This is a genomic window from Enterococcus sp. DIV1337a (genome assembly GCF_051712285.1).
GTDB lineage: Bacteria > Bacillota > Bacilli > Lactobacillales > Enterococcaceae > Enterococcus > Enterococcus faecalis.
The window spans coordinates 1,661,529-1,687,176 of the sequence record NZ_JBIOOP010000001.1; the positions used below are offsets into that span (position 1 = coordinate 1,661,529).

The following is a 25,648-nucleotide window of genomic DNA, read 5'->3' on the forward strand; positions in this document are numbered from 1 at the left end:
ACCTCAGTTTCTCCATAAAAGAAAGGGTCTGAGCATTAGCAAAGTAATTACTAGGGCAGACCCTTAACCATTTAAATTATTTCGACAGTTTCTTAATCTTTTGATAAACTGCCTTTCTTTGTTCTTGTTGATGCATAAGCTTTCATCAACAATGTTCCAATAATACCCACAGCGACAATATTTGAAACAGTCGCAAATACTCCTTGTGTGAACACTTTACTTGCGGGTTCACTATAAATCAAAATATCCAAACTAGGCGCGATTAAGCCCCAAACGACGATATTACCAAACGCTTGGAAAATATTGAAACGCACCATGTCATTTGTTGTAAATTCACCATGTTGAAGATCCATTTTACGACCAGCGAAGCCAAAAATAATACCAATAATTCCTGAACAAATAATCCAGCTCCACCAAGCGCTACCATACGTGGTAAAATCTTTTAACGTGTGACCAATCAAACCAATTAGCCCTCCAGCTACTGGTCCAAAAACAACTGACATTAAGGCAAGAAATGGATACGACGTTTCTAAGTTCGTATTAGGAATTCCAGTTGGAATCACAACGAATCGACCTAAAATAACAAAAACTGCAGAGCCAATTCCAATTGCTACAATTGTCTTGACGGACATTTTTTCTTTCATTTCGCTCCTCCATTCTATAACTCCATTGATTTACAGCCGCTCCCTTCTTGATTTTATCGAATAAAAAAAGAAGATACGCGGTGCATCTTACTTCTAAAATAGTACCCTTTTAACCGCTCTATGTCAATGATAGACAGAGCTTATTAGCTATTTTATTTTTTGATTTCCAACAAAGAAACCAGACACTTAACGCAAGCTAGCATTAAGTGTCTGGTTTCTAATTTGTTCTTATTCAACGCCGATTTCTGCACGTACTACTTCGGCAATTTTATCAACGTAATAATCAACTTTTTCTTGTGTTGGCGCTTCGGCCATCACACGTAACAATGGTTCTGTTCCAGAAGGACGAACTAAAATACGACCTTCGCCATTCATTTCTGCTTCTGCTTGTTCGACAACTGCTTTGATTGCCGGAACTTCCATTGCACCATTTTTATCTGTGACACGAATATTGACTAATTTTTGTGGATAAATCGTCACTTCGTCCGCTAATTCAGATAATTTTTTGCCCGTTTGCTTCATAACATTCAACAATTGAATCCCTGAAAGCATGCCATCACCTGTTGTGTTGTAATCTAAAAAGATCATGTGACCAGATTGTTCGCCACCAAAATTGTAATCATTTTTACGCATTTCTTCTACAACATAACGATCACCCACTTGCGTTACCACATCTTTTAAGCCAATTTCTTCTACAGCTTTATGGAAACCTAGATTACTCATCACTGTTGTAACGATTGTATCTTTTTTCAAACGTTTTTTCTCAGCTAAATATTTGGCACAAATATACATGATTTTATCACCATCGATAATTCGTCCTAATTCATCGACTGCAATAATTCTATCGCCGTCGCCATCGAAAGCCAAACCAGCATCGGCGCCTTTTTCAACTACCATTTCTGCCAAAGCTTCAGGATGAGTGGAACCCACACCATCATTGATATTCAATCCATTCGGACTTGTTCCCATTGTATAGAAATCTGTCTCTAAATCTGCGAAGACGCGATTGACTGCTGTTGCAGTTGCTCCGTTGGCAGCATCTAAACAAACAGTCATATCTGCTAAATCGCCAGGAATACTTTGAACTAAAAATTGCGAATATTTTAGTAAGCCTTCTGGAAATTCATCCAGTGAGCCTAAGCCTTCTGCAGAAGGTCTTGGTAAATTATCTTCTTCTGCGTCTAACAATGCTTCAATTTCGGCTTCTTGATCGTCTACTAATTTGAAGCCGTCTGCCCCAAAAAACTTAATCCCATTGTCTTCCGCAGGATTATGTGAAGCTGAAATCATTACGCCAGCGGATGCTTTTTGTAAACGAGTTAGATATGCTACACCAGGTGTTGAAATCACCCCTAATTGGAAAACTTCAATCCCAACTGATAATAACCCAGCAATCAATGCTTGTTCCAACATCTCACCTGAAATACGTGTATCGCGGCCTACAAGAACACGAGGTTTTCTTGAACTATCTTCATGTTGACTCAACACATAACCACCGTAACGCCCTAATTTAAAGGCTAATTCAGGTGTTAACTCCTTATTTGCAATTCCTCTTACACCATCTGTTCCAAAATATTTACCCATTTTGATTCTCCTTAGTCACTTGATTCTCTGTATTTTCAGTTGAACCAGCAGTTGTACTTTCTACTGTTGATCCCTCACTTGTTGTTTCAGAAGTATTTGATTCTACTTGACTGGATGTACTTGGTTGTACTGCTTGGCTACCTGAGCCAACCGTTGTTGAACTTGCAGGTTCCCCTGAAGTTTCATTTGTATTTGATGACTGTTGTTGATTGTACACGGGGCTCAAAGAAACGTCAACCTCATCTGGTGTAACTACGTATTCTCCATTAACGGGAATAGTCACTGATTGTTTTGTTTCTTTGCGAATATCAGAAATATCTACCGGTACCTCAATTGATTCTAGCGTATCTAAAATTGATTGCGGGCCACTGACCCTAACTTGGTACGTTGATAAACTATAATTGTAATGAGCGATCCCAGCAGGTGGCGTACCTGTCATACTAACATTCAGTGGTACATCTTTCGTTGGCGCAGTTAAGCCTACTGTTACTTTGACTTGTGGTGCTGGATTTTCGATACTTAGGACTTGACCTTTGGCATCTAGCGCTTGGACATTTACCGTTTGTTTAATCGTATCAATTGTTTGTTTGGCACTTGAGACTGGCGCAATCACTTTGTCAATTGCTTTCGCTGTTTCTTCTCCAGTTGTTACTTCTACGGTTTTTGGATCCACAGAAATATTTTTTACTTTGTAGCCTTCTTTTTCAATGTTATCAGAAAGTTGTGCTTCTACATCGAATTTTTTTGTTACTCTCTTTTCAATCGTTACAGTCACTGTTTTCGGTTCAATTTCAGCTGTAACAGCTGAACTTAGTCCCCGAACTGTCAAGGGTACTTCCGAAGTCCCTAATGGCAATTTGGTTAAGTCTGCGACCACTTGGAAATTTCGTGTGTCAGCATTTGATTCCATGTTTAATTGAATGCGGTTCGCACTACGTAAATGAACATTTACACTCTCTTCAAATCCAGAGACATAATATTTGTCTTTATCGTATTGGACTTGGACAGGAATATTATTCAGTGTTTCACTATACGTTTGGCTTGAACCTGAATTGGAGGGATTATTGCCTGTTGCATTGGCATTAAAAAATAACAACAATGCAAATAGCAATGAAAGCAAACCATTAAACCAGCTTTTTTGGGAGGCTTTTCTCATTTGCGTTTAACCCCCTTTGTTACATCATCGATAAAATGCTGCAAAGCACTTTTTTTATCTTCCGATGATTCCGAAATTAACTCCTTACGCAAAATTGTTAAATACTCTTCTTGCGTTAGACCAGGAATTAATTCATTGTTCAACGTCAAACTAACGTCACCAGTTTCTTCAGAAACAACAATCGTAATGGCATCACTGACTTCACTGATACCGACTGCGGCTCTATGGCGCGTTCCAAATTCTTTTGGAATTAAATTGCTTTCTGATAGCGGTAAATACGCACTAGCAACAGCAATTTTTTCATTTTTGATAATCACTGCACCATCATGTAGTGGTGTATTTGGAATGAAAATATTAATCAGTAATTCACCAGTAATATCGGCATCCAAATCAATACCTGTCTCAATGTATTCATCTAAACCAGTATTGCGTTCAATGGTTATCAAAGCACCAATTTTCCGTTTTGACATGTACTGAATGGCTTTGTCAAAGGCCTGAATAATACGCTCATCTTCTTGTTGCGCACCTTTATTCGGGCGGAAAAACGAACTTCTCCCTAGATGTTCCAGCCCTCTTCGCACTTCCGGTTGAAAAATAACAACCGCGGCGATTACACCATACATGATGACTTGATTCATTAACCAAGATAATGTATGTAGACCAATTATCTCACTTAGAATGCGGATAATGATAAAAACAGCGACCCCTTTTAATAGTTGGACTGCTTTTGTTCCACGAACAAGCATGATTAATTTGTAAACGAGGTACCATACGACTAGGATATCTATGATATTGATAACAAAATCCTTAGATAAGAAATCCGTTGAGATGACTTGCTGCCAATAATTCAAATCTAATAATTGATTCAATTGAAACGACATCATACCCCTCACTTCTCTCTCAAGATTTCCTAACAAGTATACCACATTATTTTCTTTCATCACAGAACGCAAGCGGAAACATCAAAAAAATTTAGGAACTTTTTCAAATAACTTGAAATTTTTCATCAAAAAATCGCATTTCTAACTAAAAAACGTGTCCAAGTAAAAAGCTCAGACACGTTTTTTTGATTTCTATTTAATCTTGCTCACGTTGTTTTCTCTTGGCTGCTCGTTCTGCACGGCGGGCAGCCCTTCTCGCTTCCGCTTCCGGATCAACTACGCGTTCTTTTTTCACTCGCGGTTTCTCTTTCTCCGATGCATTTATTTCTGGTTCACTCTGTTTTTCAAGTTTTGCTCGAATTTTTTCTTCTTGACCAGCTAAACGAGCATAATTATAGAACCGTCTCTTAGCATCATTAATTGTTTTATTAAATAACAATTCCGCTGTATCTGGTTGACTAGATTCTAAGGATGCAAAGCGAACTTGTTGGCGCATAAACTCTTTCATTAATGAAAAATCTGGTTTTTTGAAATCCAGTGTCATTGGTTCTTTGCCTTTTTCTCGCAATAATGGATTATAGCGATATAAAGACCAGTAACCTGAATGAACTGCGTCTTTCGCTTCTTTCAACGTTTGACTCATCCCACCTGCTAAACCATGTGTAATACATGGTGTATAAGCAATAATAATCGATGGTCCAGGGAATTTTTCTGCTTCTTCAAAAGCTTTAATCGTCTGCATTTGGTTTGCACCTGAAGCAATTTGAGCGACATAGACATTTTCATAAGTCATTGCCATCATCCCTAAATCTTTTTTAGAGGCATATTTCCCACTGGCAGCGAATTTCGCAATCGCTGATGCAGGAGTTGCTTTGGAAGTTTGGCCGCCTGTGTTGGAATAGACTTCATTATCTAGAACTAACATATTCACATCCGCACCACTGGCTAACACGTGGTCAATCCCGCCGTAGCCAATATCGTAAGCCCAGCCGTCCCCACCAATCATCCACTGACTTGGTTTGACAAAAAGATCTTGATCGTCATAAATTGCCTCCAATAAAAGTTGATTCGTTTTTTCTTCAAGCAAAGCTGCACGTAATTTAGCTGCACGTTGTTGCGTACCTTCACTTTCGGACAGATGTGCTATCCAATCTTCCATCAATAGACGCAACGAGTCACTAGCTACAGAAAAAGCTTTGGTCATTTTACTAGCCAAACGTTCGCGACGTGCTTGCGTTGCTAACAACATACCATAGCCAAACTCGGCATTATCCTCTAAAAGAGAATTAGACCAAGCTGGACCTTGTCCTTGTTCATTAGTAGTGTACGGTGTCACCCCCGCTGCAGCACCCCAAATCGATGAGCAACCTGTGGCATTAGCAATCATCATTCGGTCACCAAACATTTGCGTCAATAATTTAACATAAGGCGTTTCGCCGCAACCAGAACAAGCACCAGAAAACTCTAATAAAGGTTTATTAAATTGCGAACCTAAAACAGTATTCGGTTTTGCTGGATTTTCCTTTTGACGTAACGTCATCGCAAACGCCCAGTTCATAGCCTGCTCTTTTTCTTCTTCATAAGGTTTCATTACTAAAGCTTTGCCTTTAGCTGGACAGGCTTCCACACAAAGACCACAGCCAGTACAATCTTTGACTGAGACTTGGATACGATACTTCAAGCCGTCGGCACCACGTAGATCACGCACAATGAATCCTTCTGGAGCTTCGGTCATTTCTTCTTCATCGGCTAAGAATGGTCGTATCGCCGCATGGGGACATACAAAGGCACACTCATTACACATAGTACATCGATCGCTAATCCACTCAGGTACTTCTAATGCAACTCCACGTTTTTCAACTGCTGCAGTTCCCAAAGGCATCCGCCCATCGGTCATCCCATTTTTCGCTAGTGTCGCAACAGATAACGCATTGCCTTCTTGACGATTAATCGGTTCAACAATTTCATGAACAAAATCACTAACATTTTCTGAACGTTTTCGCGGTTGAACTTCAAGCGTTCTCCACTCTGCTGGAACAGGTACCTGATGCAACAATTCAACGGTCTTGTCGATTGCTTGAATATTTTTTTCGACAACTTTCATGGACTTATGACCATAACTTTTCAGTGCTTCTTCTTTTAAAATTGGCAACACTTGCTCAAAAGGCATAATTTCCGCTAATTTGAAGAAAGCTGTTTCCATCGCGGTATTAATTCGCCCGCCTAGTCCGACTTCACTAGCTAATTTCACTGCATTGATTGTATAAAACTGAATCTCATTTTCAGCTAGATACCGTTTTAATTGATTTGGTAAAAATCGTGCTAATTGTTCATCATTCCAAATGGTATTTAAGAGGAAAGTACCGCCTTTTTTTAACCCTTTTACTAAATCATAGGTATGCAAATAAGCGGCTGTATGACAGGCCACAAAATCAGAATGTTCAATGAGGTACGTTGAGCGAATGGGTGTCTCGCCAAAACGTAAATGAGAAACGGTCAACCCGCCTGATTTTTTTGAATCATAATAGAAAAAGCCTTGTGCATACTTGTCTGTATGATCACCGATAATCTTAATTGCTGACTTGTTCGCCCCTACTGTCCCATCAGAACCAAAGCCCCAAAATTTAGCTTGATAGGTTTTCGGATTCGTCAAATCAAGTGGTTTGCCAACTTCTAATGAAGTATAAGTTAAATCATCATCAATCCCAATTGTAAAGCGCTTCTTCATGGCAGAACGTTCTTTCATCAATTCATCAAAAACCGCAACAATCTGATTTGGCAGTACATCTTTAGAACCTAAACCATAACGCCCACCAATAATTGTTGGGCGAATGTCCGCTTCATACATCGCACTTTGGACATCCAATAATAACGGTTCGCCACCAGCACCAGGCTCTTTCGTCCGATCCAAAACAGCAATTGCTTTAACTGATTGTGGTATTTTTTCGAGAAATGTTTCAATTGGAAATGGTCGATAGAGATGGATATTAAGGAAGCCGACTTTTCTTCCTTGTTGTTGTAAATAATCAACCGTCTGTTCAATTGTTTGTGCAACTGAACCCATTGTGACAATCACTTCTTCTGCATCTTCTGCGCCATAGTACGTCACCAAATCATAATTGGTGCCCCGTAATCGATTAATTTCTGTCATATATTTTTGAACAATACCAGGTAATTTTTCATAATAAGGATTTATTGTTTCTCGTTGTTGAAAGTGAATATCTGGATTTTGGTTCATTCCACTAACGGAAGGGTGATTCGGGTTCATGCTCCGACGACGAAATTCGGCTAATTTTTCTTGATTTACTAAGGGTGCTAATTCTTCATAGTCAAGAACTGCCACTTTTTGAATTTCATGACTTGTTCTAAAGCCATCAAAAAAGTTCATAAATGGAACACTCGCTTCAATCGAAGCCAAGTGAGCCACTGGTGCCAAATCCATCACTTCTTGCACACTGCTTTCTGACAACATAGCAAAGCCTGTTTGGCGTGCGGCCATTACGTCTCCTTGATCACCAAAAATATTTAAAGCATTCGTAGTTAAAGCTCGGCTCGCCACATGAAAAACAGATGGTAATAGTTCTCCAGCTATTTTGTACATATTAGGAATCATTAAAAGTAACCCTTGTGAAGCCGTATAGGTCGTGGTAAGCGCGCCTGTTTTTAAAGAGCCATGGACCACGCCGGCAGCACCAGCTTCTGATTGCATTTCGACTACTTTCACAGGTTGACCAAAGATATTTTTCTTACCTTCGGCCGACCACTGATCAACAAGCTCAGCCATTGTTGAACTTGGTGTTATTGGATAAATGGCTGCTAATTCTGTAAAGGCGTAGGAAATATAAGCTGCTGCAGCATTCCCATCCATTGTTTTCATTTTCCGCATGTTTTTCTCATCCTTTATATCTAAAAAATAGAATAGTTGCACGCATATTCTTGTTTATTATAGCGGAATTTCACAAATTATGAAAGATTTTGTCAATTTTTTTGCTTAAAAATAAAAAAGAAATTGAGAAAAAAACCACTTTATCACCTATAAACAAACTATTTCACTGAATTAAAATTACTTTATTTTGTGAAATAGAAATTATCTATTCGTTCACAAACTAAAGAATGAAAGAGGGAGATAAGCGTTTCGACTTATCCCCCTCTTTCTAAACATTAAGATTATTAAGAGTAACGGCTTTTAGTACAACTCCAAATATTGTTCTCTTTCCCATTCAGAAACGGTTTGACGGAAGGCTGCCCATTCCATTCGTTTTGCTTCTACAAAATTGGCAAAAATGTGACGACCTAATGCATCAATCATTACTTGATCTTTACGTAATTCTTTGATGGCATTGTGTAAGGTTGATGGTAAATCTTCAATTTGTGCATGTTGACGTTCTTCCTCATTCATCACATAAATGTTACGATCAACCGCTGGCGGTGGCGTAAGTTCATTACGAATACCATCCAAACCTGCTTGTAATAAGACTGCCATTGTTAAATACGGATTCGCTGAAGGATCGACAGAACGTAACTCTAAACGAGTCGATAAACCACGAGACTCAGGAACTCGAATGAGTGGTGAACGATTTCTGCCGCTCCAAGCTACATAAACAGGTGCTTCATAACCTGGTACCAAGCGTTTATAAGAGTTCACTGTTGGGTTACATACCGCAGTATAGGCACGGGCATGTTTTAATAAACCACCTAAGAAATGATACGCAGTTTGGCTTAAGCCCATCTCTCCTGACTCGTCATAAAAAACATTACCTTCTTCATTAAATAATGACATATTGCAGTGCATGCCAGAACCATTAATCCCAAATAAAGGTTTTGGCATAAATGTTGCGTGCAAGCCATGTTTGCGCGCAATAGTTTTCACAACTAGCTTGAACGTTTGAATATTGTCACAAGCATCAACTACATCAGCATATTTAAAGTCAATTTCATGTTGACCAGGTGCTACTTCATGATGCGAAGCTTCCACTTCAAAGCCTAAACTTTCTAACTCTAAAACAATATCACGGCGACAATTTTCACCTAAATCGGTTGGCGCAAAATCAAAATAGCCACCTTTATCATTCAAGTCAGTGGTAATTTCACCATTCTCATCTAATTTAAATAGGAAAAATTCTGGTTCTGGTCCTAAGTTAAATGAAGTAAAGCCTAATTCTTCCATATCTGCTAAGGCACGTTTTAAATTACCGCGGGGATCTCCGGCAAAAGGGGTACCATCAGGATTGTAAATATCACAAATTAAGCGCGCAACTTTTCCATGGTCGCTTTCCCACGGAAAAATCATCCATGTAGATAGATCAGGATATAAATACATGTCACTTTCTTCGATACGAACAAATCCTTCAATGGATGACCCATCAAACATCATTTTATTATCTAATACTTTGTCTAGCTGACTCACAGGAACTTCAACATTTTTAATTGTTCCCATAATGTCGGTAAACATTAGTCGTAAAAAACGTACGTTTTCTTCTTCTGCAATATGTTTAATCTCTTCTGCCGTTTTAGCTTTTCTTGTCATCGGTCTGATCCCCATCCTTCATTTTTATTGGCTGCTGAAACGTTAAAGCCTTGGTACATTCGATTGGAACGGATTTTGCTGAGTAAGTCCTCCTTGCGAAAGAATTTCGTCGTATAAAATCTGACGAACATCTGCATCGGTTAACGGACGAGTCGCCTCGGCGGTGTTTTTTTGTTCCTCTAATTTCATTTCATACACTCGCTTAATCCCTGCCATGTTTAATCCATCAGATAAATAATCTTTAATTTCTAACAAAACATCAATATCATTTAAGGAATACATGCGCCGGTTGCCCTCACTACGTTCTGGATGAATCAAGCCCTGTTCTTCGTAGTAGCGAATTTGTCGAGCGGTCAAATCCGTTAGTTTCATGACTGTACCAATTGGAAAAACTGACATGGAACGGCGTAACTCTTTTTCTCTCATCTCCATCCTCCTCTCTTAGTTATTTCTTAGAATAACAATAGAACGATAAATTGTCAAGAACTTATGTTAGATTTTCTAACATAAAACAAAAAACCTGATAAATATGGACTTTTCCATCTTTTCACGGCTGATTTTCTCCTGTTAACTAAAAAAATAGAAATGATTTGTAAAAACAAATCATTTCTAATCAACTTACCATTTTCTATTCGCTTTCGGATTCAGCCAACCATTTAGACTCTTTTTTCGCAAAGCCTTTCACGATATACCGATTTTCATTTTCAGCATATTCTTCTGAAATCATTAGCGTCATCCGACGAAGTTCACTTAATAGTTGCCCATCAGTTGGACTAATTTCTAATTGATAAGGCGCTAGTAATTCCATCATTTGAGCACGAATAGCTTGAACCAGTCGTTCTTTATCTTCAGGAATTTTAGTTGAAATCAACACATTGGGAAATAAAGTTGGGACAAATTCTTTACTGTCCACTTGATCTCTTTTATTATAAACCGTCAAGCATGGAATATTTTCCAACGCTAATTCTTTAATTAATGTTTGAACTGTGCGTTCATGTTGTAAACGATCTGGCGCACTTGCATCCACCACATGAAGCAGTAAATCCATCGTTCGACTTTCTTCCAATGTCGACTGAAAGGCTTCAATCAGCTGTGTCGGTAAATCTTGAATGAAGCCGACCGTATCTGTCAGAGTAACTTCCATGCCTTGAGGCAATTGCCATTTTTTGGTTAAAGGATCTAACGTTGCAAACAATTGATCCTCTGAATAAGTACCTGCTGTTGTTAACATATTAAGAATGGTTGATTTACCAGCATTGGTATAACCAATCAAGCCAATTTGAAATAGTTCTGAATTTTGTCTTTTCTGGCGGCTTCGTTCACGATGAGCAGTGACTTCTTTTAACTCACGACGGATACCTAAGATTTTATTCCGAATGTGTCGGCGGTCCGACTCCAATTTCGTTTCACCAGGCCCACGCGTCCCAATTCCACCGCCAAGTCGGGACAACTGTTTTCCTTGACCAGCCAAGCGAGGCAATAAATAATCCAATTGCGCTAATTCAACTTGTAACTTTCCTTCTTTGGAGCGTGCACGCAAAGCAAAGATATCCAAAATTAATTGTACACGATCAATTACTCGCACAGCTAACGCTTCAGATAACAGTTGATTTTGACGAGGTGTGAGCTCATGATTAAAAATCACAACATCCGCTTCATAGGCATCTGTGAATTGAATTAATTCTTCCAATTTCCCCTTACCGATTACGGTTTGTCGATCAACTTGTGGTCGTTTTTGCGTTAAAACAAACACCACTTCTCCATTAGCGGTTTCCGTTAAATTAGCCAACTCTTCCATTGATGCAGAAAATGTCTGATAATTTTTTTCCGTTTCAACTCCTACTAAAATCACTTTTTCATGAGTGGTCATCGCCTACTCACTCTCCTTCTGTTGTAGCCATTGCGCTACTTCTTTTTCCAACTTGGGCAAATCAGTTGGCTGCTGAACCAAATCCCACCAATGCGCAACCATGCGATTTCTAAACCAAGTCAATTGACGTTTGGCATATCGTCGCGATTGCTGTTTGACTGTTTCAACTGCGATCTCTAATGATTGTTCCCCGGAAAAATATGGGAAAAATTCTTTATAGCCAATACCTTGAGCTGCTTGTGCATGTGGTTGCTGAAACATCTGTTTTGCTTCTTCCAACAGCCCTTCTGTCATCATTTGATCCACCCGCTGATTAATGCGTTCATATAATAAAGTACGATCTGTTTCCAAACCTAACAAATAATAATCATAGAGACGAGCTGGTTTTTCCTTCGGGGTCAAAATACTATAACCTGTTTTGTCAAAGACCTCTAATGCACGAATGACTTTTTTGCGATTATTAAAATGAATGCTATCAGCCGCTAGAGGATCCTTTTGTTTTAATAACTGCCATAAGGCTTGATTCCCTTTTTCTTCCGCAAATAAATTGTACGTTTCTCTAATTTCTGGCGAGTCATCTACCTCACGACTTCCTAGTTGAAAATCATAAAGAAGTGATTGAATATACAAACCTGTTCCTCCAACGATAATTGGCAGTTTCCCTTTTTCAGTAATTTCTTTGATTTTTTGACGGCCCTCTCTCTGAAAATCAGCAGCAGAATAGGTTTCGCTGACTTCACGGCAATCAATTAAATAGTGAGGAATCCCTTCTTTTTCTGTTTCTGTGACTTTAGCGGTGCCAATGTCTAACGAGCGATAAACTTGCATAGAATCACCGCTAATAATTTCACCATTAAATTTTTTTGCCAAAGCAATACTTAATGCTGTTTTCCCCACCGCAGTGGGTCCTACAATAACTAATACTTTCTCCAATTATGTTTCTCCTTCTTCTTGCCAATTTTGACGAGCAAATTTTGCTTCTTCAGGAAAATCTGTATGAACGCCTGCCAATTTTAGCTGAAAACAATTTTCCATTTCTTCCATCCGATTAACAGTCCATGGCCGCAGCGGTTTGCCAATTGTGATAAGTTCTTTTTCATGAGCCAACACCCAAGACATTTTTGGATGTAAACTATCGACAAGCGCGAATGCCGGTCCCGCTTGACTTAAATCCTCTGCAGATTCATAAATAAAGGCAATTTCTATCTTAGGATCAGCTTTTTTTAATTTAACTAAACTCGGAAAATAAAAACTAGAATATAAATAACGAAACGGCCAGTTTTTTTGCTTCATTTGTTGGACGACTTTTTTCTCAATTCCTTCATAATGGATAATATCTGTTTTAAGTTCAATATTCAAAAAACCATTGAATTGTTCTTCTTCAAGACAATTTAAAACATCTTCCAATGTTGGAACACATTGAACAGAAGGATTTTTCTGAAACCAGCTTCCAGCATCTAGTTGTTTTAATTCGTTTAATGTTAACTGTTGGATTTCACCATGACCATCTGTCGTACGGTCCACCGTTTCATCATGCATAACGATTAAATAACCATCTCTAGATAGGTGAACGTCTAATTCAATTCCTTCAGCACCAACACGAACAGCCTCTCTGAAAGCAATACACGTATTTTCAGGATGGGTGCCTTTACTCCCTCGGTGTGCAATAATATCTGTCATGCTCTCACTCCAATCTTGTTTATTGTACCATTGGAGTGAAGTGGGTTCAAATATCGGGAAACGAAAAGAAAGAGTAGGACATCAATCAAAGCGACTGATGATGTCCCACTCTCCAAGTCTTATAAACAATTTAGTCTCAAATCCGTCTTTTTATTCTCTTAATCTTTTAATTCATACTTAACATATTTATCCAAACCAGATTGAATACTATATTTCGGTTCATAACCAATGGCACGTAATTTAGATATATCCGCTAAGGAATCTTTGATGTCCCCAGCTCGCGCTTCTTTGTATTCAACTGGCAAAGTGACTTTCATAATATCATTTAAAGAAGAAATTAACTCATTTAAATCGGTTGCTTTCCCAGTCCCGACATTATACACTTCCCCAAGTGATTGGTCAGAATGAGCGACAAGATTCAACGCTTGAACCACGTCCTCAACAAAGACAAAATCACGAGATTGTTTTCCATCACCAAAGATATTGAATATCACTTCTTGATTGGCTAATAAGCGTTTGTAAGAGTCCATCACAATCGAAATAACGCCAGAATAAGGCGAATTAGGATTTTGGTTTGGCCCATAAACGTTAAAGAAGCGAACAGCGCTTGTTGGAACATCATATAAATGACAATAGTTTAACACATATTTTTCAGAAGCAAATTTATCGACTGCATAAGGCGTTAATGGACGAATTACTGATTCTTCCTGTTTTGGTAAAGTTGGCTCATCACCATAAACAGCTGCAGAAGAAGCAAACACCAAACGTTTTAAATCTTTCTGGTATTTCCGAATTAATTCCAGTAATTGTAACACACTCTCAAAATTCACTTGGTGTGTTTCCACTGGACGTGCTACTGAGTCTGCTACACTAGCAATCGCGGCTAAGTGAAAAATGTAATCGAACTGATACTCTCGCAGTACTTTTTCCATTAATTGTTGATCAGTCACGCTACCTTCAATGAACGTGATATTTTCAGATGTGTTTAAATTTTCAGTTTGGCCCATTGATAAATCATCAATGACCACAACTTGACTGTCTTTACTATAATAATTTGCTAAGGTTGAGCCGATAAAGCCGGCACCACCTGTGATTAGGAATGATTCCACTTTTGTCCCTACTTTCTAAAATGATTAATTTATTGTATTTTATCATATTTTTAACCATAAAACATCGTTCCTTAACGAATAACAATTATTAATATATTACGAAAAAATCTCTTAGAGAATTGATATTCTTTCTTCATTAAGTTATGATTGCAACTGAATAAAGTTTTTATTTATCTTAGTAGAACCATTTTAATAAGGAGAACAGAACATTATGCAAAAAAAATCACGTTTAGAATATTCTATTATTAATTCTAGCATCTCAACAATAATATTTATTTTGACCATAGGAATTCAGTTTATTTCTAGAACGATATTCATTCGCTTTCTAGGAATTGAATACTTAGGACTAAACGGCTTATTTACAAATATACTTAGTATGTTGTCATTAGCCGAATTAGGTGTTGGAACCTCAATCATTTTCTCATTATACAAACCATTGCAACAAGAGGATACTGCAACAATTAAAGCTTTAATGCATCTATATAAAAAAATATACAATATAATAGGTATAGCAATAGGTATCATAGGTTGTTTACTCATTCCTTTTTTACCTGTGATAGTCGGTAAAGATGTAGGTATCCCGAATATTCAGCTTTTATATTTATTATTTTTAGCCAACTCCGTTTTCAGCTATTTCTTTACTTATAACCGCTCATTGCTTAATGCAGATCAGCTTGGATACCTCAATGTGATTAACACGTTTGCTTATTTAGTTGTCGCTACAGTTATTCAGGTGTTCGTATTATACACAACGGGCAATTACGCACTTTATTTACTTATTCAAATTATTTGTACAGTAATTTCAAACATTGATATTTCTCTGCGAGTAAAAAAAAGATACAAACACGTATTTCAATATCAAGAAATAAAAAAATTGGATAAAGAAACTATTAAGATTTTAAAACAAAATACCATTGGAAATCTTTCTAATAAAATTGGTTCTGTCGTTGTTTTGAGTACAGATAATATCTTAATTTCCATATTTGTTAATTTAGCTGCAGTAGGGCGTTACTCCAACTATGTGTTAATTGTAAATAGTATTAAAGGTATTTTCAACCAGTTTACTAATTCTATAACAGCTAGCATTGGAAGCGTAGCTGTCTCAGATGACAGAGAAAATGGTCGTGAAATATTTTTCAGACACTATTTTATAAATTTTATTCTGATTTATTTTGCAACAATTGTTATGTTTTTATCTATACAACCATTCATATCTTGGTGGGTAGGCTCTTCTTACCAACTAGATAATTTCATTTTCACTTTAATCATCTTAAACTTTGTTATTGGTGTTTTTAGAAATTCTGCGCAAGTATTCATAGCTGCATATGGTTTAGCTTGGATTCAAAGATGGAAATCTGTTGTGGAGTCCATTTTAAACATTGTATTTTCTTTAATTTTCTTATTAATTTTCGATATGGGTATCGCTGGAGTTATTTTAGCCACTATCTTATCTTCTCTAACCTCAGTTTCTTGGTATGAACCGTATGTAGTCTTAAAATATGGTATTCATGATAGATTTGGCAAGTATTTGTTTGTCACTTTAAAGTATTGCATAGCCTTAGGATTAGGTATTCTAGCTACTTATCCATTATTTAGTTTGATATCTGCTACAACTCTTTTAAGTATTATATTGAGATCTTTAGCTGGAATTGTTATTGGAGCAATAGTCTTCGTTATTTTATTTTATCGCACAGCTGAATTTAAATTTGTAATAAGCATTTTTAACAGCCTTATCACTAAGCTCAAAAAAAGGCATTAATACGTTTTATTTATTATATGATGAAAAAAAGCTCTTTGTTAAATGTTAGTAAATAAATATTGTAGAATCGTATCAAGAGGTCGGGACAGAAGTGCTTCACTGCGAGAAATAAGAAGGGATTTCCGAAAATTGTTCTTTAATTTTTGGAGAATTTTGGCTTATTTCCGAAAGAATTGCTTCTGCTCCCGCTCTTTATCAAATTTTAAGCCTGGGACAAAAATCACTTTGGATTTTTGTCCCAGGCTCATTTTTACAACTCATCAACCCTTATTAACAAAGAGCAAAAAAACACTCCTATATTCGTTTGTGTTACAGGAGTGTCTTTTTATTTTAAATAATTTCTTAGACTTTAAACATGATAATAATGTGTACAAAATTCAATAGATTTTTGCTAAATTATCCTCTTTCTGAATCTTCTTCATCCTTGTCTAAACTAAAAGTTTTATCTATTAATAAGCTTTGAATGGCAAGCATACTCTTGCCGCGTTCAATATTTGTTAATTCTGGATCCGAAACTACTATTAAAAATTTCTCTTTATCTCTATATGCCCATAAAAAACGATTATTATCAAAAAAATCAATTTGTTTAATCATTTTTTCTTCTGCTGAATCGATAAAATTAGGTCCGTATAAAAAATTTACAGATGAATCTTTATCTAAATCATTATAATTTTTATTTAATGAATTGGATACTTTTTTATTCCACCAATCTAAAATCGATAAATTGGCTTTATTCCAAGACTCTTGGTCTTCAAATAAATACACACCTTCTTTTATTGGAGTCCCATCCATTCTTGTTCCTACATTAAAAACTACAGAACTAGTTAAACCAGATAACTCTGCAACATTGTTCTCATTATAGTCTAAAAATTTTATATTATATTTATTAAAATAACTAATGATATCACTTGTTCTTATAACTTCAAAATCGTCTCGGACAGCTTCTACTTCAGAAGGATCAATTTTAGTTGTTCCCACAGCAATACGATTCTTTTCATCCTTAAGTCCTAAATAAAAATCTGTATCTTTAATGGAATCCATTTGGTATCGAATATGAAAATTCTGATCTTTATCGACTTTAACTTTGCCTGCTTTCCTGTTTATGTTAGCTTCTAAAGTACCTGGTTCACCATTCAAAAATTGCCCTTTGATCTCTACAACACCGTTGCCATCTGCTACAAATTCCTTTTGAGTGAAATGAATAATTGGATATTTTGCTTTACTACATCCACTCAATAAAATACTTACTGTAATAACTGTTAGAATTGTCCCAATTATTTTTTTCATTTACGACTTACCTTCCTTAACCTCTCCAACTTAGCAAGTAAAAATGAACTGCCAAAACATATAATCATTGGTGCAATAAATGTTGGTTTCATAATAAATTGTAACCAGCTAGTAGCATCACTACGTGGAATAAACAAAATATTAGAAATACAAATCAATGCAATCGTAGATAAAAGCAAATTGTTTCTTTTAAAACTTACTACAAGAAAAATCAAAATAATTCCTAATAAAATACTAGCTATAAAAACCCCTATATATCCGTAATCTGCAAATATTTCTAATAGATAAGAAGAACCATTTCCATTTCCAGCTAAATACTCATCTTTACGATAAACATATGCCAAATTATGTGCCAAACTATTACTAATCATGCCTTTTTCCGGACTATTAGTGCTAGGCAATCCGATACCGTTGAATAGCTTTTGACCAATAAATCCATACTTAAAAGAATCAATAAAACTTCCAAATGTATAATTTTTTACATCGATAAATGGTAGTTTGTCCAAAAAATCATGCCCAAATATAATTGTATCAAAAGAGGTTCCTTGTTTGAAGAAAAAATCAACAATTAATGAAAAAAATCCGTTTGTTTCAATTGAAGAATTCGCTCTAATATAGTTAAATGCCCCCATCAATACAATCATTAAAGGTGTCGCTAGAATAATTACAATTTTTTCAAATTTACTTATCCATTTTTGAGAATCTTGTAAATAGTCTCTAATAATAAAATAAAGTAACGCAAAGATAATTTTTAAAATTAACGGGCCTCGCTGTCCCATTAAAAAAGTTGGAAAAGAGCTTATCACATAACTTCCTAGTACCACGTAACTAATGCCTTTTTTGGGCATACAAGCTAAATAAATGCACACAACATAAGGCATCATTAAACCTAATACTTGCACATATGTTGGCAAGTTCGAAGAAAAAGATGCATAGAACTCTTCATATGACGTACTACGTACAAATATTAGTTTTTCCATATCACCATAAACACTTACAATCAATGTTATGAAATAAAAGACTAAACTAAATTTCATTAAATATATTCGATAAGTAGGATACTTTTGTTTTTCCAGCTTAGAATCAAAATCTTTAAGTCCAAACCTTTGAAATAACATCGCACCTATTAAGATACCAATTAAAGTTAGATACAGAACATTCATCGCAAAATTTGATCCTGAATACCCCCAATGCCACCAAATTCTATTACGAAAGAAACTAATAAATGGACGACTTAATAAGAAGACAAAAATAGTAATATTAAAAAAGAAAAAAACTGATTTTTGTCCGAAATTTTTAAATGAATAAACCAAATTGCCTGTCCAAAAAAACATTACACCAAATAGTTGCCAATTGTACAACATCTTAGCTTTACCATAGAAAAAAAGAATAATCGATACAATTATACAGATGGTTTGAGTAATTGTATATATATCCAGTTTAAGCTTTTTTTTCATAATATTCTCCTAACAACTTTTTAAATTTTAACTATTCTTTTTATTATTTGCTTCTTGTAATTTAGGGAAACAAGAATACGCACACTTACTAAATTGTAGAGCACACATGGCTATCTTTCTAGCCTTAGTAAAATATTTATTTTTCATAATGAACAGAAAATTCTTCCTCAAAAAAGAAATAACCTCTTTTTGAATTATTTTTTCTTCTTCCGTTAACTGACTAGTAACCATTTTATCTAAAACAATAAAATTTGCCCAACATACGCGTGTATGAACAACATTAGATAATTCAGGATACCGATCTAAGATATATTTTTCATTTTCTTTCCAAACATTGATTGTATCTAAATCTTTCTTAGAAAAAAGATTGGTTGAAATACTATTGGCGCGGTGAAAATAATAATATTTTTGTTGCGTATCAATAACAATTTTATCTGTATGCTCTAGAATAGATAAAATAACTGCACCGTCTTCTGTAATCATGCCTACAGGGTATCGGATATCTTCAAAAATTTTCTTTTTATATAACTTATTAACGGCATGAACAGATACAACTTTAGCTTCTAAAATCATTTTCATTGCTGCTACTTTATCCAGTACTATATATTGCTGTTGTTTTTCCACAGGCTCTTTTCCCTCGTAAACATCATAAATACCACAGATTGATAAATCAGCATCTTCTTTTACGATATTTGTATATAATAATTCATACATATCATCCGCAATGTAATCATCACTGTCTACGAAACCTAAATACTCACCTGTCGCGATCTCAATTCCAGCATTACGAGCATCGCTCAGCCCTCCATTTTCTTTATGGATAACTTTTACCCGTTCATCTTGTTCAGCAAACTGATCACACATTGCTCCAGAACTGTCTGGAGAGCCATCATCCACCAGAATCAATTCAAAGTCAGTAAATGTTTGAGCTAAAATAGAGCGTACGCATTTTTCTAAATATTTTTCTACATTGTATACAGGAACAATAATACTAATTTTGGGCATATCAATTTCCGCTACCTTCTAAAATTTTAATTGTATGTTTTAATGGTTCTTCCATACTGTCGTACAGTGGCTGCCAACCTAATGCGTAGATTTTTTGATTGTCTAGTAGTGCTTTTGTTGCTTTAGAAAACCCTTGTTTTTCTTGGGCGGTGGCTTCTCCATGAATCACTTTTGTGCCAGCCACATTGGCTAATGTTTCCGCAAAAGTGCGTAACGTAATATCGCAATGTTCGTTTGAAACATTGTAAGCTTCCCCTTTTTGCCCTTTAACTAATAAAAACAGAAGAGCAGATACAATATCTGCAACGTATGCATAAGAATATAGTTGGGTTCCTGCACTTTTTAACACAATGTTTTCTTTATGGACTGCATTCATAATAAATTGAGAAGAAGCTTTACTATCCGAAAGTAACATCGTAGGCCCGAAAGTACGACTAATTCTTGGAATAACAACATCAATACCATATTTTTGAATATAGGCTTGACATAATGATTCACTTGCTCGTTTTCCTTCGGGATAACCGGCCCGTAGCGTGTTACAGTCAATATAACCGCAATAGTCTTCTGTAAATTTATCAACATCTCCACGATTTTCTCCATAGATTTCAACAGTTGATAAAAATAACACTTTTTCACTACCCGCTTTGACCGCATAATCTAAAATATGCTGCGTACCAGCAATATTGGTCATAATCGTCCCAATTGGATCACTGGCATATGATTTAGGATGTGTATTACTAGCACAATGCAACACATAGTCACAAGCTTCTGCTATCTGAATTTCTTCTGTGACATCTCCGATAACTATATGGAATAACGGATCTTCTAGATAACTAGTAAATCGCTCTTCTAAACGCGACAATGTTCGTCCCATCGCCCAGATTGAAATATTCGCATTTCTCGTTTTATTTTGGTACATAAGCACATCAATTAAAAAGGTCCCAATCATGCCTGAAGCACCAGTTATAAAAACAGATTTATTAGTTACTTTCGTCCAATCTGGTGTCTTCTCTAAAACTCGTTCAACTTCTGATAAATAATTATCGTCTGTAAATAACATGGTATCCCTCCACTACTCTTCTTTCATTTTCAAGAAGCCTTTAAATAACTGTAAGTCATCTTGTGTGGTTAACTTAATGTTTTTATCTGAGCCTAAAGCAAAGTATAATGTTTCGCCTAAATCCACCATCATAGTATTTGTGTATGACGATTCAGAAATACCAATATTCTCACGGAATGCTTTTTCGTAGGCCCAAGTTAATTTTTCAAATTTATAGGCTTGTGGTGTTGACACGCGACGTAAGGTTTCACGATTAATATATTGTCGAGTTGTTTCCTCAGTTTCTTTCACAAAAATTTGTTCATTGTATGGCAATGAAGTTACTGCATTGCCGTATTCTTGACATTTAACAATTACATCAGATAAAACTAATTCATCAACTAATGGACGAATCCCATCATGGATAACAATAGTATCTTCTGGGTTTGAATGTTCTTTTAAGAAATTAACCCCATTGTTAATTGATTCTTGACCAGAATTTCCTCCTGGAATAATCCATTGTAATTTGTCAATATGGTACTCTTTTGCATAGGCATCTAGTGTTTGTTCCCAACCTTTTTTACACACAACTAAGATTCGATCAATGAGTGGATGCTTTTGAAAAGATTCCAATGTGTAGATAATTATCGGTTTTTCCTCTACCATAATAAATTGTTTAGGAATTTCCTGCCCCATTCGTTTACCGACCCCACCGGCAATAATTAAAGCTGTAATCATTTGATACAAAATCCTTTCCCTAACTAGTCAATAACTAGTTTTATTTTCAATTTTGTTTAACTTATATATTCATCAATACAGCCAAAACTGCATTCAATCTTTTACATTTTCTCATAACTAACAGTAAGTTTCAATAATTTATCGTAGACCTTAATCGAACTGTAAATATTTTTATTCGTTATTTTAATAAAAAAATTACGGACAAACGATAAAAACTCTATACTTTTTGATTTACAAAAAACATCTCAAAATTCTGTAGAATTCAAATAGTAGAACTCAAGCCGTATTTAGAAGTGAGTAAAAATCGGCTTAAATGCCATTTGTCGCGGATACAAGTATTTCAGAAAATACTATTTTTTATTCAAATACGTTAAATAGACCATAACCATATGTTTGAGAAAAAATAATTTCATAATAAGAATCACTTAATAAAAAATGAAGAAGCCAGAGGGTTTTCTCCTCTGACTTTTACGATGTTTCACTATTTTTATTTACCAATACTATTTGACAAAGAACCTCGATAGATTGTTTGTTCGTTACCTTTATAAACTTATTCTATATTTTAAAGGCGCGACTATCCAACCAACCGATTGTTTGTCCATTTATTTGAAATTGATAAGCTGTAACACCTGTTGATAGTTTAGCGGATTGAATGATCTGCACATTTTGATTTGCATATAGAGAGCCTAAGCCTATTTTCTCTCCATCTTCTGCTGTATTATTTGGTTTTGTATATAATCCATGCTTCGATGAAACTGCTACATCGCCTATTTTAGCTTTGCGACTCATTTTACTATAAGTGGCTTTATCTAATGTAGCTGTAAATGCTCGTTTATCCATCCAGCCTGCATCTTTTCCACCTACTGTAAAATGGAGTAACTCCGTCCGACTTGTTTTGGCATATCCTATGATATGAACGCTTTGGTTCGCATATTTATCTCCCATACCGATATTAACAATCTCAGGAGCGGTATTCATAATCCCATTAAACACGCCATGTTTTCCTGATTCAGCTGCTGGTTTTACTTTTGCCATGTAATCATATTGTTTTTCATCTAGTAGCTCATCATACACATTGCTGAAGGCGCGACTATCCAACCAACCGATTGTTTGTCCATTTATTTGAAATTGATAAGCTGTAACACCTGTTGATAGTTTAGCGGATTGAATGATCTGCACATTTTGATTTGCATATAGAGAGCCTAAGCCTATTTTCTCTCCATCTTCTGCTGTATTATTTGGTTTTGTATATAATCCATGCTTCGATGAAACTGCTACATCGCCTATTTTAGCTTTGCGACTCATTTTACTATAAGTGGCTTTATCTAATGTAGCTGTAAATGCTCGTTTATCCATCCAGCCTGCATCTTTTCCACCTACTGTAAAATGGAGTAACTCCGTCCGACTTGTTTTGGCATATCCTATGATATGAACGCTTTGGTTCGCATATTTATCTCCCATACCGATATTAACAATCTCAGGAGCGGTATTCATAATCCCATTAAACACGCCATGTTTTCCTGATTCAGCTGCTGGTTTTACTTTTGCCATGTAATCATATTGTTTTTCATCTAGTAGCTCATCATACACATTGCTGAAGGCGCGACTATCCAACCAACCGATTGTTTGTCCATTTATTTGAAATTGATAAGCTGTAACACCTGTTGATAGTTTAGCGGATTGAATGATCTGCACATTTTGATTTGCATATAGAGAGCCTAAGCCTATTTTCTCTCCATCTTCTGCTGTATTATTTGGTTTTGTATATAATCCATGCTTCGATGAAACTGCTACATCGCCTATTTTAGCTTTGCGACTCATTTTACTATAAGTGGCTTTATCTAATGTAGCTGTAAATGCTCGTTTATCCATCCAGCCTGCATCTTTTCCACCTACTGTAAAATGGAGTAACTCCGTCCGACTTGTTTTGGCATATCCTATGATATGAACGCTTTGGTTCGCATATTTATCTCCCATACCGATATTAACAATCTCAGGAGCGGTATTCATAATCCCATTAAACACGCCATGTTTTCCTGATTCAGCTGCTGGTTTTACTTTTGCCATGTAATCATATTGTTTTTCATCTAGTAGCTCATCATACACATTGCTGAAGGCGCGACTATCCAACCAACCGATTGTTTGTCCATTTATTTGAAATTGATAAGCTGTAACACCTGTTGATAGTTTAGCGGATTGAATGATCTGCACATTTTGATTTGCATATAGAGAGCCTAAGCCTATTTTCTCTCCATCTTCTGCTGTATTATTTGGTTTTGTATATAATCCATGCTTCGATGAAACTGCTACATCGCCTATTTTAGCTTTGCGACTCATTTTACTATAAGTGGCTTTATCTAATGTAGCTGTAAATGCTCGTTTATCCATCCAGCCTACATCTTTTCCACCTACTGTAAAATGGAGTAACTCCGTCCGACTTGTTTTGGCATATCCTATGATATGAACGCTTTGGTTCGCATATTTATCTCCCATACCGATATTAACAATCTCAGGAGCGGTATTCATAATCCCATTAAACACGCCATGTTTTCCTGATTCAGCTGCTGGTTTTACTTTTGCCATGTAATCATATTGTTTTTCATCTAAAATTACATCATATTGTTTTTCGTTACTAGATGTAAATCGTCCAGTGTAATCAGCATTAATATCAAACACACCGACGCCAATATTAACACCTGGAATCGTTAATAATGAAGACCATTGCCATGCTGCATAACCTTCGTTTTTGTGCCATAACTGATCTGCAGTCGGTTCAAAAGGATACTGAGCAATCCAAATATTTTCAGTCCCTAGTTGTGTCGGCGATAAAACTCCTTCTGTAAACCAAGCTGCCATTGAATAATGTAATACATTCGTAAAGCCTCTTGCTTTTAATTGATTGGCAAAAGCAATTGAATTAGCTGTCAATTGTCCATTATTCATGCTACCTTCTTCTGCATCATTAATCATTAAAGTGTCTTTTGGTAATCCAGTATTGATTGCTGTATCGGCAAAGTAGTTTGCTTCTTTTATTGCCTGATCTTTTGTTGTAAAGTGACTATAGTGATAGGCGGATACTTTTATTCCTACTGCATTTGCATTTTGAACTTGTGCAAATCTTTCTGGATTTTGATAAGTTGTCGCTTCGGTCATTTTAACGACCACTCCGCCTATTCCATAACTTTTCATAGTTTGATAATTTGCTACACTTAAACTACCATTCCAAGAAGATACATCAATAAAGTTTTTTGGGGGACGATTTGCCTCTGTTATGCTAATAGGATCACCGTAGGCATATGCGGCTCTTTTTCTTCTCGTTCCTTTCATTCCTGATCCCATAGGTTTGTTCATATCCTCTGTTATTACGATTTCGTCTTCATCTTTCTTATTAGCTTCTGAAGAATTAGTCGTTTCCGAAGTTTCTTCAGCATCTTTTGATTGCCGAGTGTCTGTAGTACCACTCGTGTCCAGACTATTTTTTGTTTCCAGAGGAACTGATGATGAGGTGCTAGAAGAATTTTCTATCGAAGTTTCCTCACTAGATGATGTAGAGTTTAGTGTTTCTACTGTATCAGCAGAAATTACTCCTTCCGCACTTTCACTACTTGATGCATCAATTGCATACACTATTGATGAACTAGGAACCAATGTTATCAACATTAGCATTGTAATAACAGATATTTTATTTATTCTCTTCATTTTTTTTACCCTTCTTTTTACGTATTCTTTACGATTAATCCTCATTCAATTATAGTATGTAAATTTTATCTGAAACCAACAATTTTTTACTTTTAAAATTGAAATTTCTCAAAGCTGATTAGAATGAACGCTAGTTTCAAATAATTTTCTAATAAATTTCAGCTTACGTCAAGAAAATCTTGCTAACTTTTTTTTACTATTTTATTTCTAAAT

At 35.9% G+C, this 25,648-nt stretch carries 18 protein-coding genes; 1 reads left to right on the forward strand and 17 read right to left on the reverse strand.

Going from position 1 to position 25,648, the window contains the following annotated elements; translation table 11 throughout:
* Nucleotides 1-92: 92 nt before the first annotated feature.
* The 11 genes from IGL49_RS07995 to IGL49_RS08045 all read right to left on the reverse strand — a co-directional run bounded on the left by IGL49_RS07995 (nucleotide 93) and on the right by IGL49_RS08045 (nucleotide 14,451).
* Entirely contained in the window at nucleotides 93-644 is a 552-nt protein-coding gene (locus IGL49_RS07995) for an ECF-type riboflavin transporter substrate-binding protein (protein ID WP_002356937.1), read from the reverse strand.
* A 228-nt stretch (nucleotides 645-872) separates the two neighbouring features.
* Nucleotides 873-2,228 (reverse strand): phosphoglucosamine mutase, encoded by a 1,356-nt coding sequence (gene glmM / locus IGL49_RS08000; protein ID WP_104853749.1) that lies wholly within the window; start codon nucleotides 2,226-2,228, stop codon nucleotides 873-875.
* Nucleotides 2,221-3,384, reverse strand: a complete 1,164-nt coding sequence (locus IGL49_RS08005) for a CdaR family protein (RefSeq protein WP_002374494.1) — start codon at nucleotides 3,382-3,384, stop codon at nucleotides 2,221-2,223. Before IGL49_RS08005 ends, glmM begins: the two co-directional genes overlap by 8 nt.
* Complete coding sequence (cdaA, locus tag IGL49_RS08010) at nucleotides 3,381-4,265, reverse strand: diadenylate cyclase CdaA (RefSeq protein ID WP_002389035.1); 885 nt, start codon at nucleotides 4,263-4,265, stop codon at nucleotides 3,381-3,383. The genes IGL49_RS08005 and cdaA overlap by 4 nt, the downstream gene beginning before the upstream one ends.
* A gap of 196 nt (nucleotides 4,266-4,461) precedes the next feature.
* The gene (nifJ, locus tag IGL49_RS08015; RefSeq protein WP_164982850.1) at nucleotides 4,462-8,193 is read right to left on the reverse strand and encodes a pyruvate:ferredoxin (flavodoxin) oxidoreductase; all 3,732 of its coding nucleotides are present in this window, start codon (nucleotides 8,191-8,193) and stop codon (nucleotides 4,462-4,464) included.
* Between the two features lie 258 nt (nucleotides 8,194-8,451).
* On the reverse strand, nucleotides 8,452-9,792 hold the full coding sequence (gene glnA, locus IGL49_RS08020; RefSeq protein ID WP_104853747.1) for a type I glutamate--ammonia ligase: 1,341 nt from the start codon (nucleotides 9,790-9,792) through the stop codon (nucleotides 8,452-8,454).
* A gap of 42 nt (nucleotides 9,793-9,834) precedes the next feature.
* Nucleotides 9,835-10,218: a MerR family transcriptional regulator gene (locus IGL49_RS08025; RefSeq protein ID WP_002388239.1), complete on the reverse strand. Its 384-nt coding sequence runs from the start codon at nucleotides 10,216-10,218 to the stop codon at nucleotides 9,835-9,837.
* Nucleotides 10,219-10,420: 202 nt separating this feature from the next.
* Nucleotides 10,421-11,662, reverse strand: a complete 1,242-nt coding sequence (gene hflX / locus IGL49_RS08030; protein WP_104853746.1) for a GTPase HflX — start codon at nucleotides 11,660-11,662, stop codon at nucleotides 10,421-10,423.
* Between the two features lie 3 nt (nucleotides 11,663-11,665).
* On the reverse strand, nucleotides 11,666-12,595 hold the full coding sequence (gene miaA, locus IGL49_RS08035) for a tRNA (adenosine(37)-N6)-dimethylallyltransferase MiaA (protein WP_104853745.1): 930 nt from the start codon (nucleotides 12,593-12,595) through the stop codon (nucleotides 11,666-11,668).
* Nucleotides 12,596-13,342 carry a glycerophosphodiester phosphodiesterase gene (locus IGL49_RS08040; protein ID WP_104853744.1) on the reverse strand — a complete coding sequence of 249 codons (747 nt, stop codon included), beginning with the start codon at nucleotides 13,340-13,342 and terminating at the stop codon, nucleotides 12,596-12,598.
* Between the two features lie 158 nt (nucleotides 13,343-13,500).
* Entirely contained in the window at nucleotides 13,501-14,451 is a 951-nt protein-coding gene (locus IGL49_RS08045) for a GDP-mannose 4,6-dehydratase (protein ID WP_104853743.1), read from the reverse strand.
* 211 nt (nucleotides 14,452-14,662) lie between these two features.
* Here IGL49_RS08045 and IGL49_RS08050 point away from each other — a divergent pair, with 211 nt between their 5' ends.
* Nucleotides 14,663-16,210, forward strand: a complete 1,548-nt coding sequence (locus IGL49_RS08050) for an oligosaccharide flippase family protein (protein WP_104853742.1) — start codon at nucleotides 14,663-14,665, stop codon at nucleotides 16,208-16,210.
* A 396-nt stretch (nucleotides 16,211-16,606) separates the two neighbouring features.
* On the opposite strand, the gene IGL49_RS08055 is transcribed toward IGL49_RS08050, so the two are convergent.
* The 6 genes from IGL49_RS08055 to IGL49_RS08080 form a co-directional block, all read right to left on the reverse strand.
* On the reverse strand, nucleotides 16,607-17,497 hold the full coding sequence (locus IGL49_RS08055) for a hypothetical protein (RefSeq protein WP_104853740.1): 891 nt from the start codon (nucleotides 17,495-17,497) through the stop codon (nucleotides 16,607-16,609).
* Complete coding sequence (locus tag IGL49_RS08060) at nucleotides 17,494-18,954, reverse strand: O-antigen polysaccharide polymerase Wzy family protein (RefSeq protein ID WP_002411416.1); 1,461 nt, start codon at nucleotides 18,952-18,954, stop codon at nucleotides 17,494-17,496. Before IGL49_RS08060 ends, IGL49_RS08055 begins: the two co-directional genes overlap by 4 nt.
* Nucleotides 18,955-18,981: 27 nt before the next feature.
* Nucleotides 18,982-19,959: a glycosyltransferase family 2 protein gene (locus IGL49_RS08065; protein WP_104853739.1), complete on the reverse strand. Its 978-nt coding sequence runs from the start codon at nucleotides 19,957-19,959 to the stop codon at nucleotides 18,982-18,984.
* A 1-nt stretch (nucleotide 19,960) separates the two neighbouring features.
* Nucleotides 19,961-21,019, reverse strand: coding sequence for an NAD-dependent epimerase/dehydratase family protein (locus tag IGL49_RS08070; protein WP_104853738.1), 1,059 nt, complete (start codon nucleotides 21,017-21,019; stop codon nucleotides 19,961-19,963).
* Nucleotides 21,020-21,031: 12 nt separating this feature from the next.
* Nucleotides 21,032-21,736, reverse strand: a complete 705-nt coding sequence (locus IGL49_RS08075) for an IspD/TarI family cytidylyltransferase (protein ID WP_002378508.1) — start codon at nucleotides 21,734-21,736, stop codon at nucleotides 21,032-21,034.
* A gap of 555 nt (nucleotides 21,737-22,291) precedes the next feature.
* Entirely contained in the window at nucleotides 22,292-25,435 is a 3,144-nt protein-coding gene (locus IGL49_RS08080) for a GW domain-containing glycosaminoglycan-binding protein (protein ID WP_202585441.1), read from the reverse strand.
* Nucleotides 25,436-25,648 lie beyond the last annotated feature (213 nt).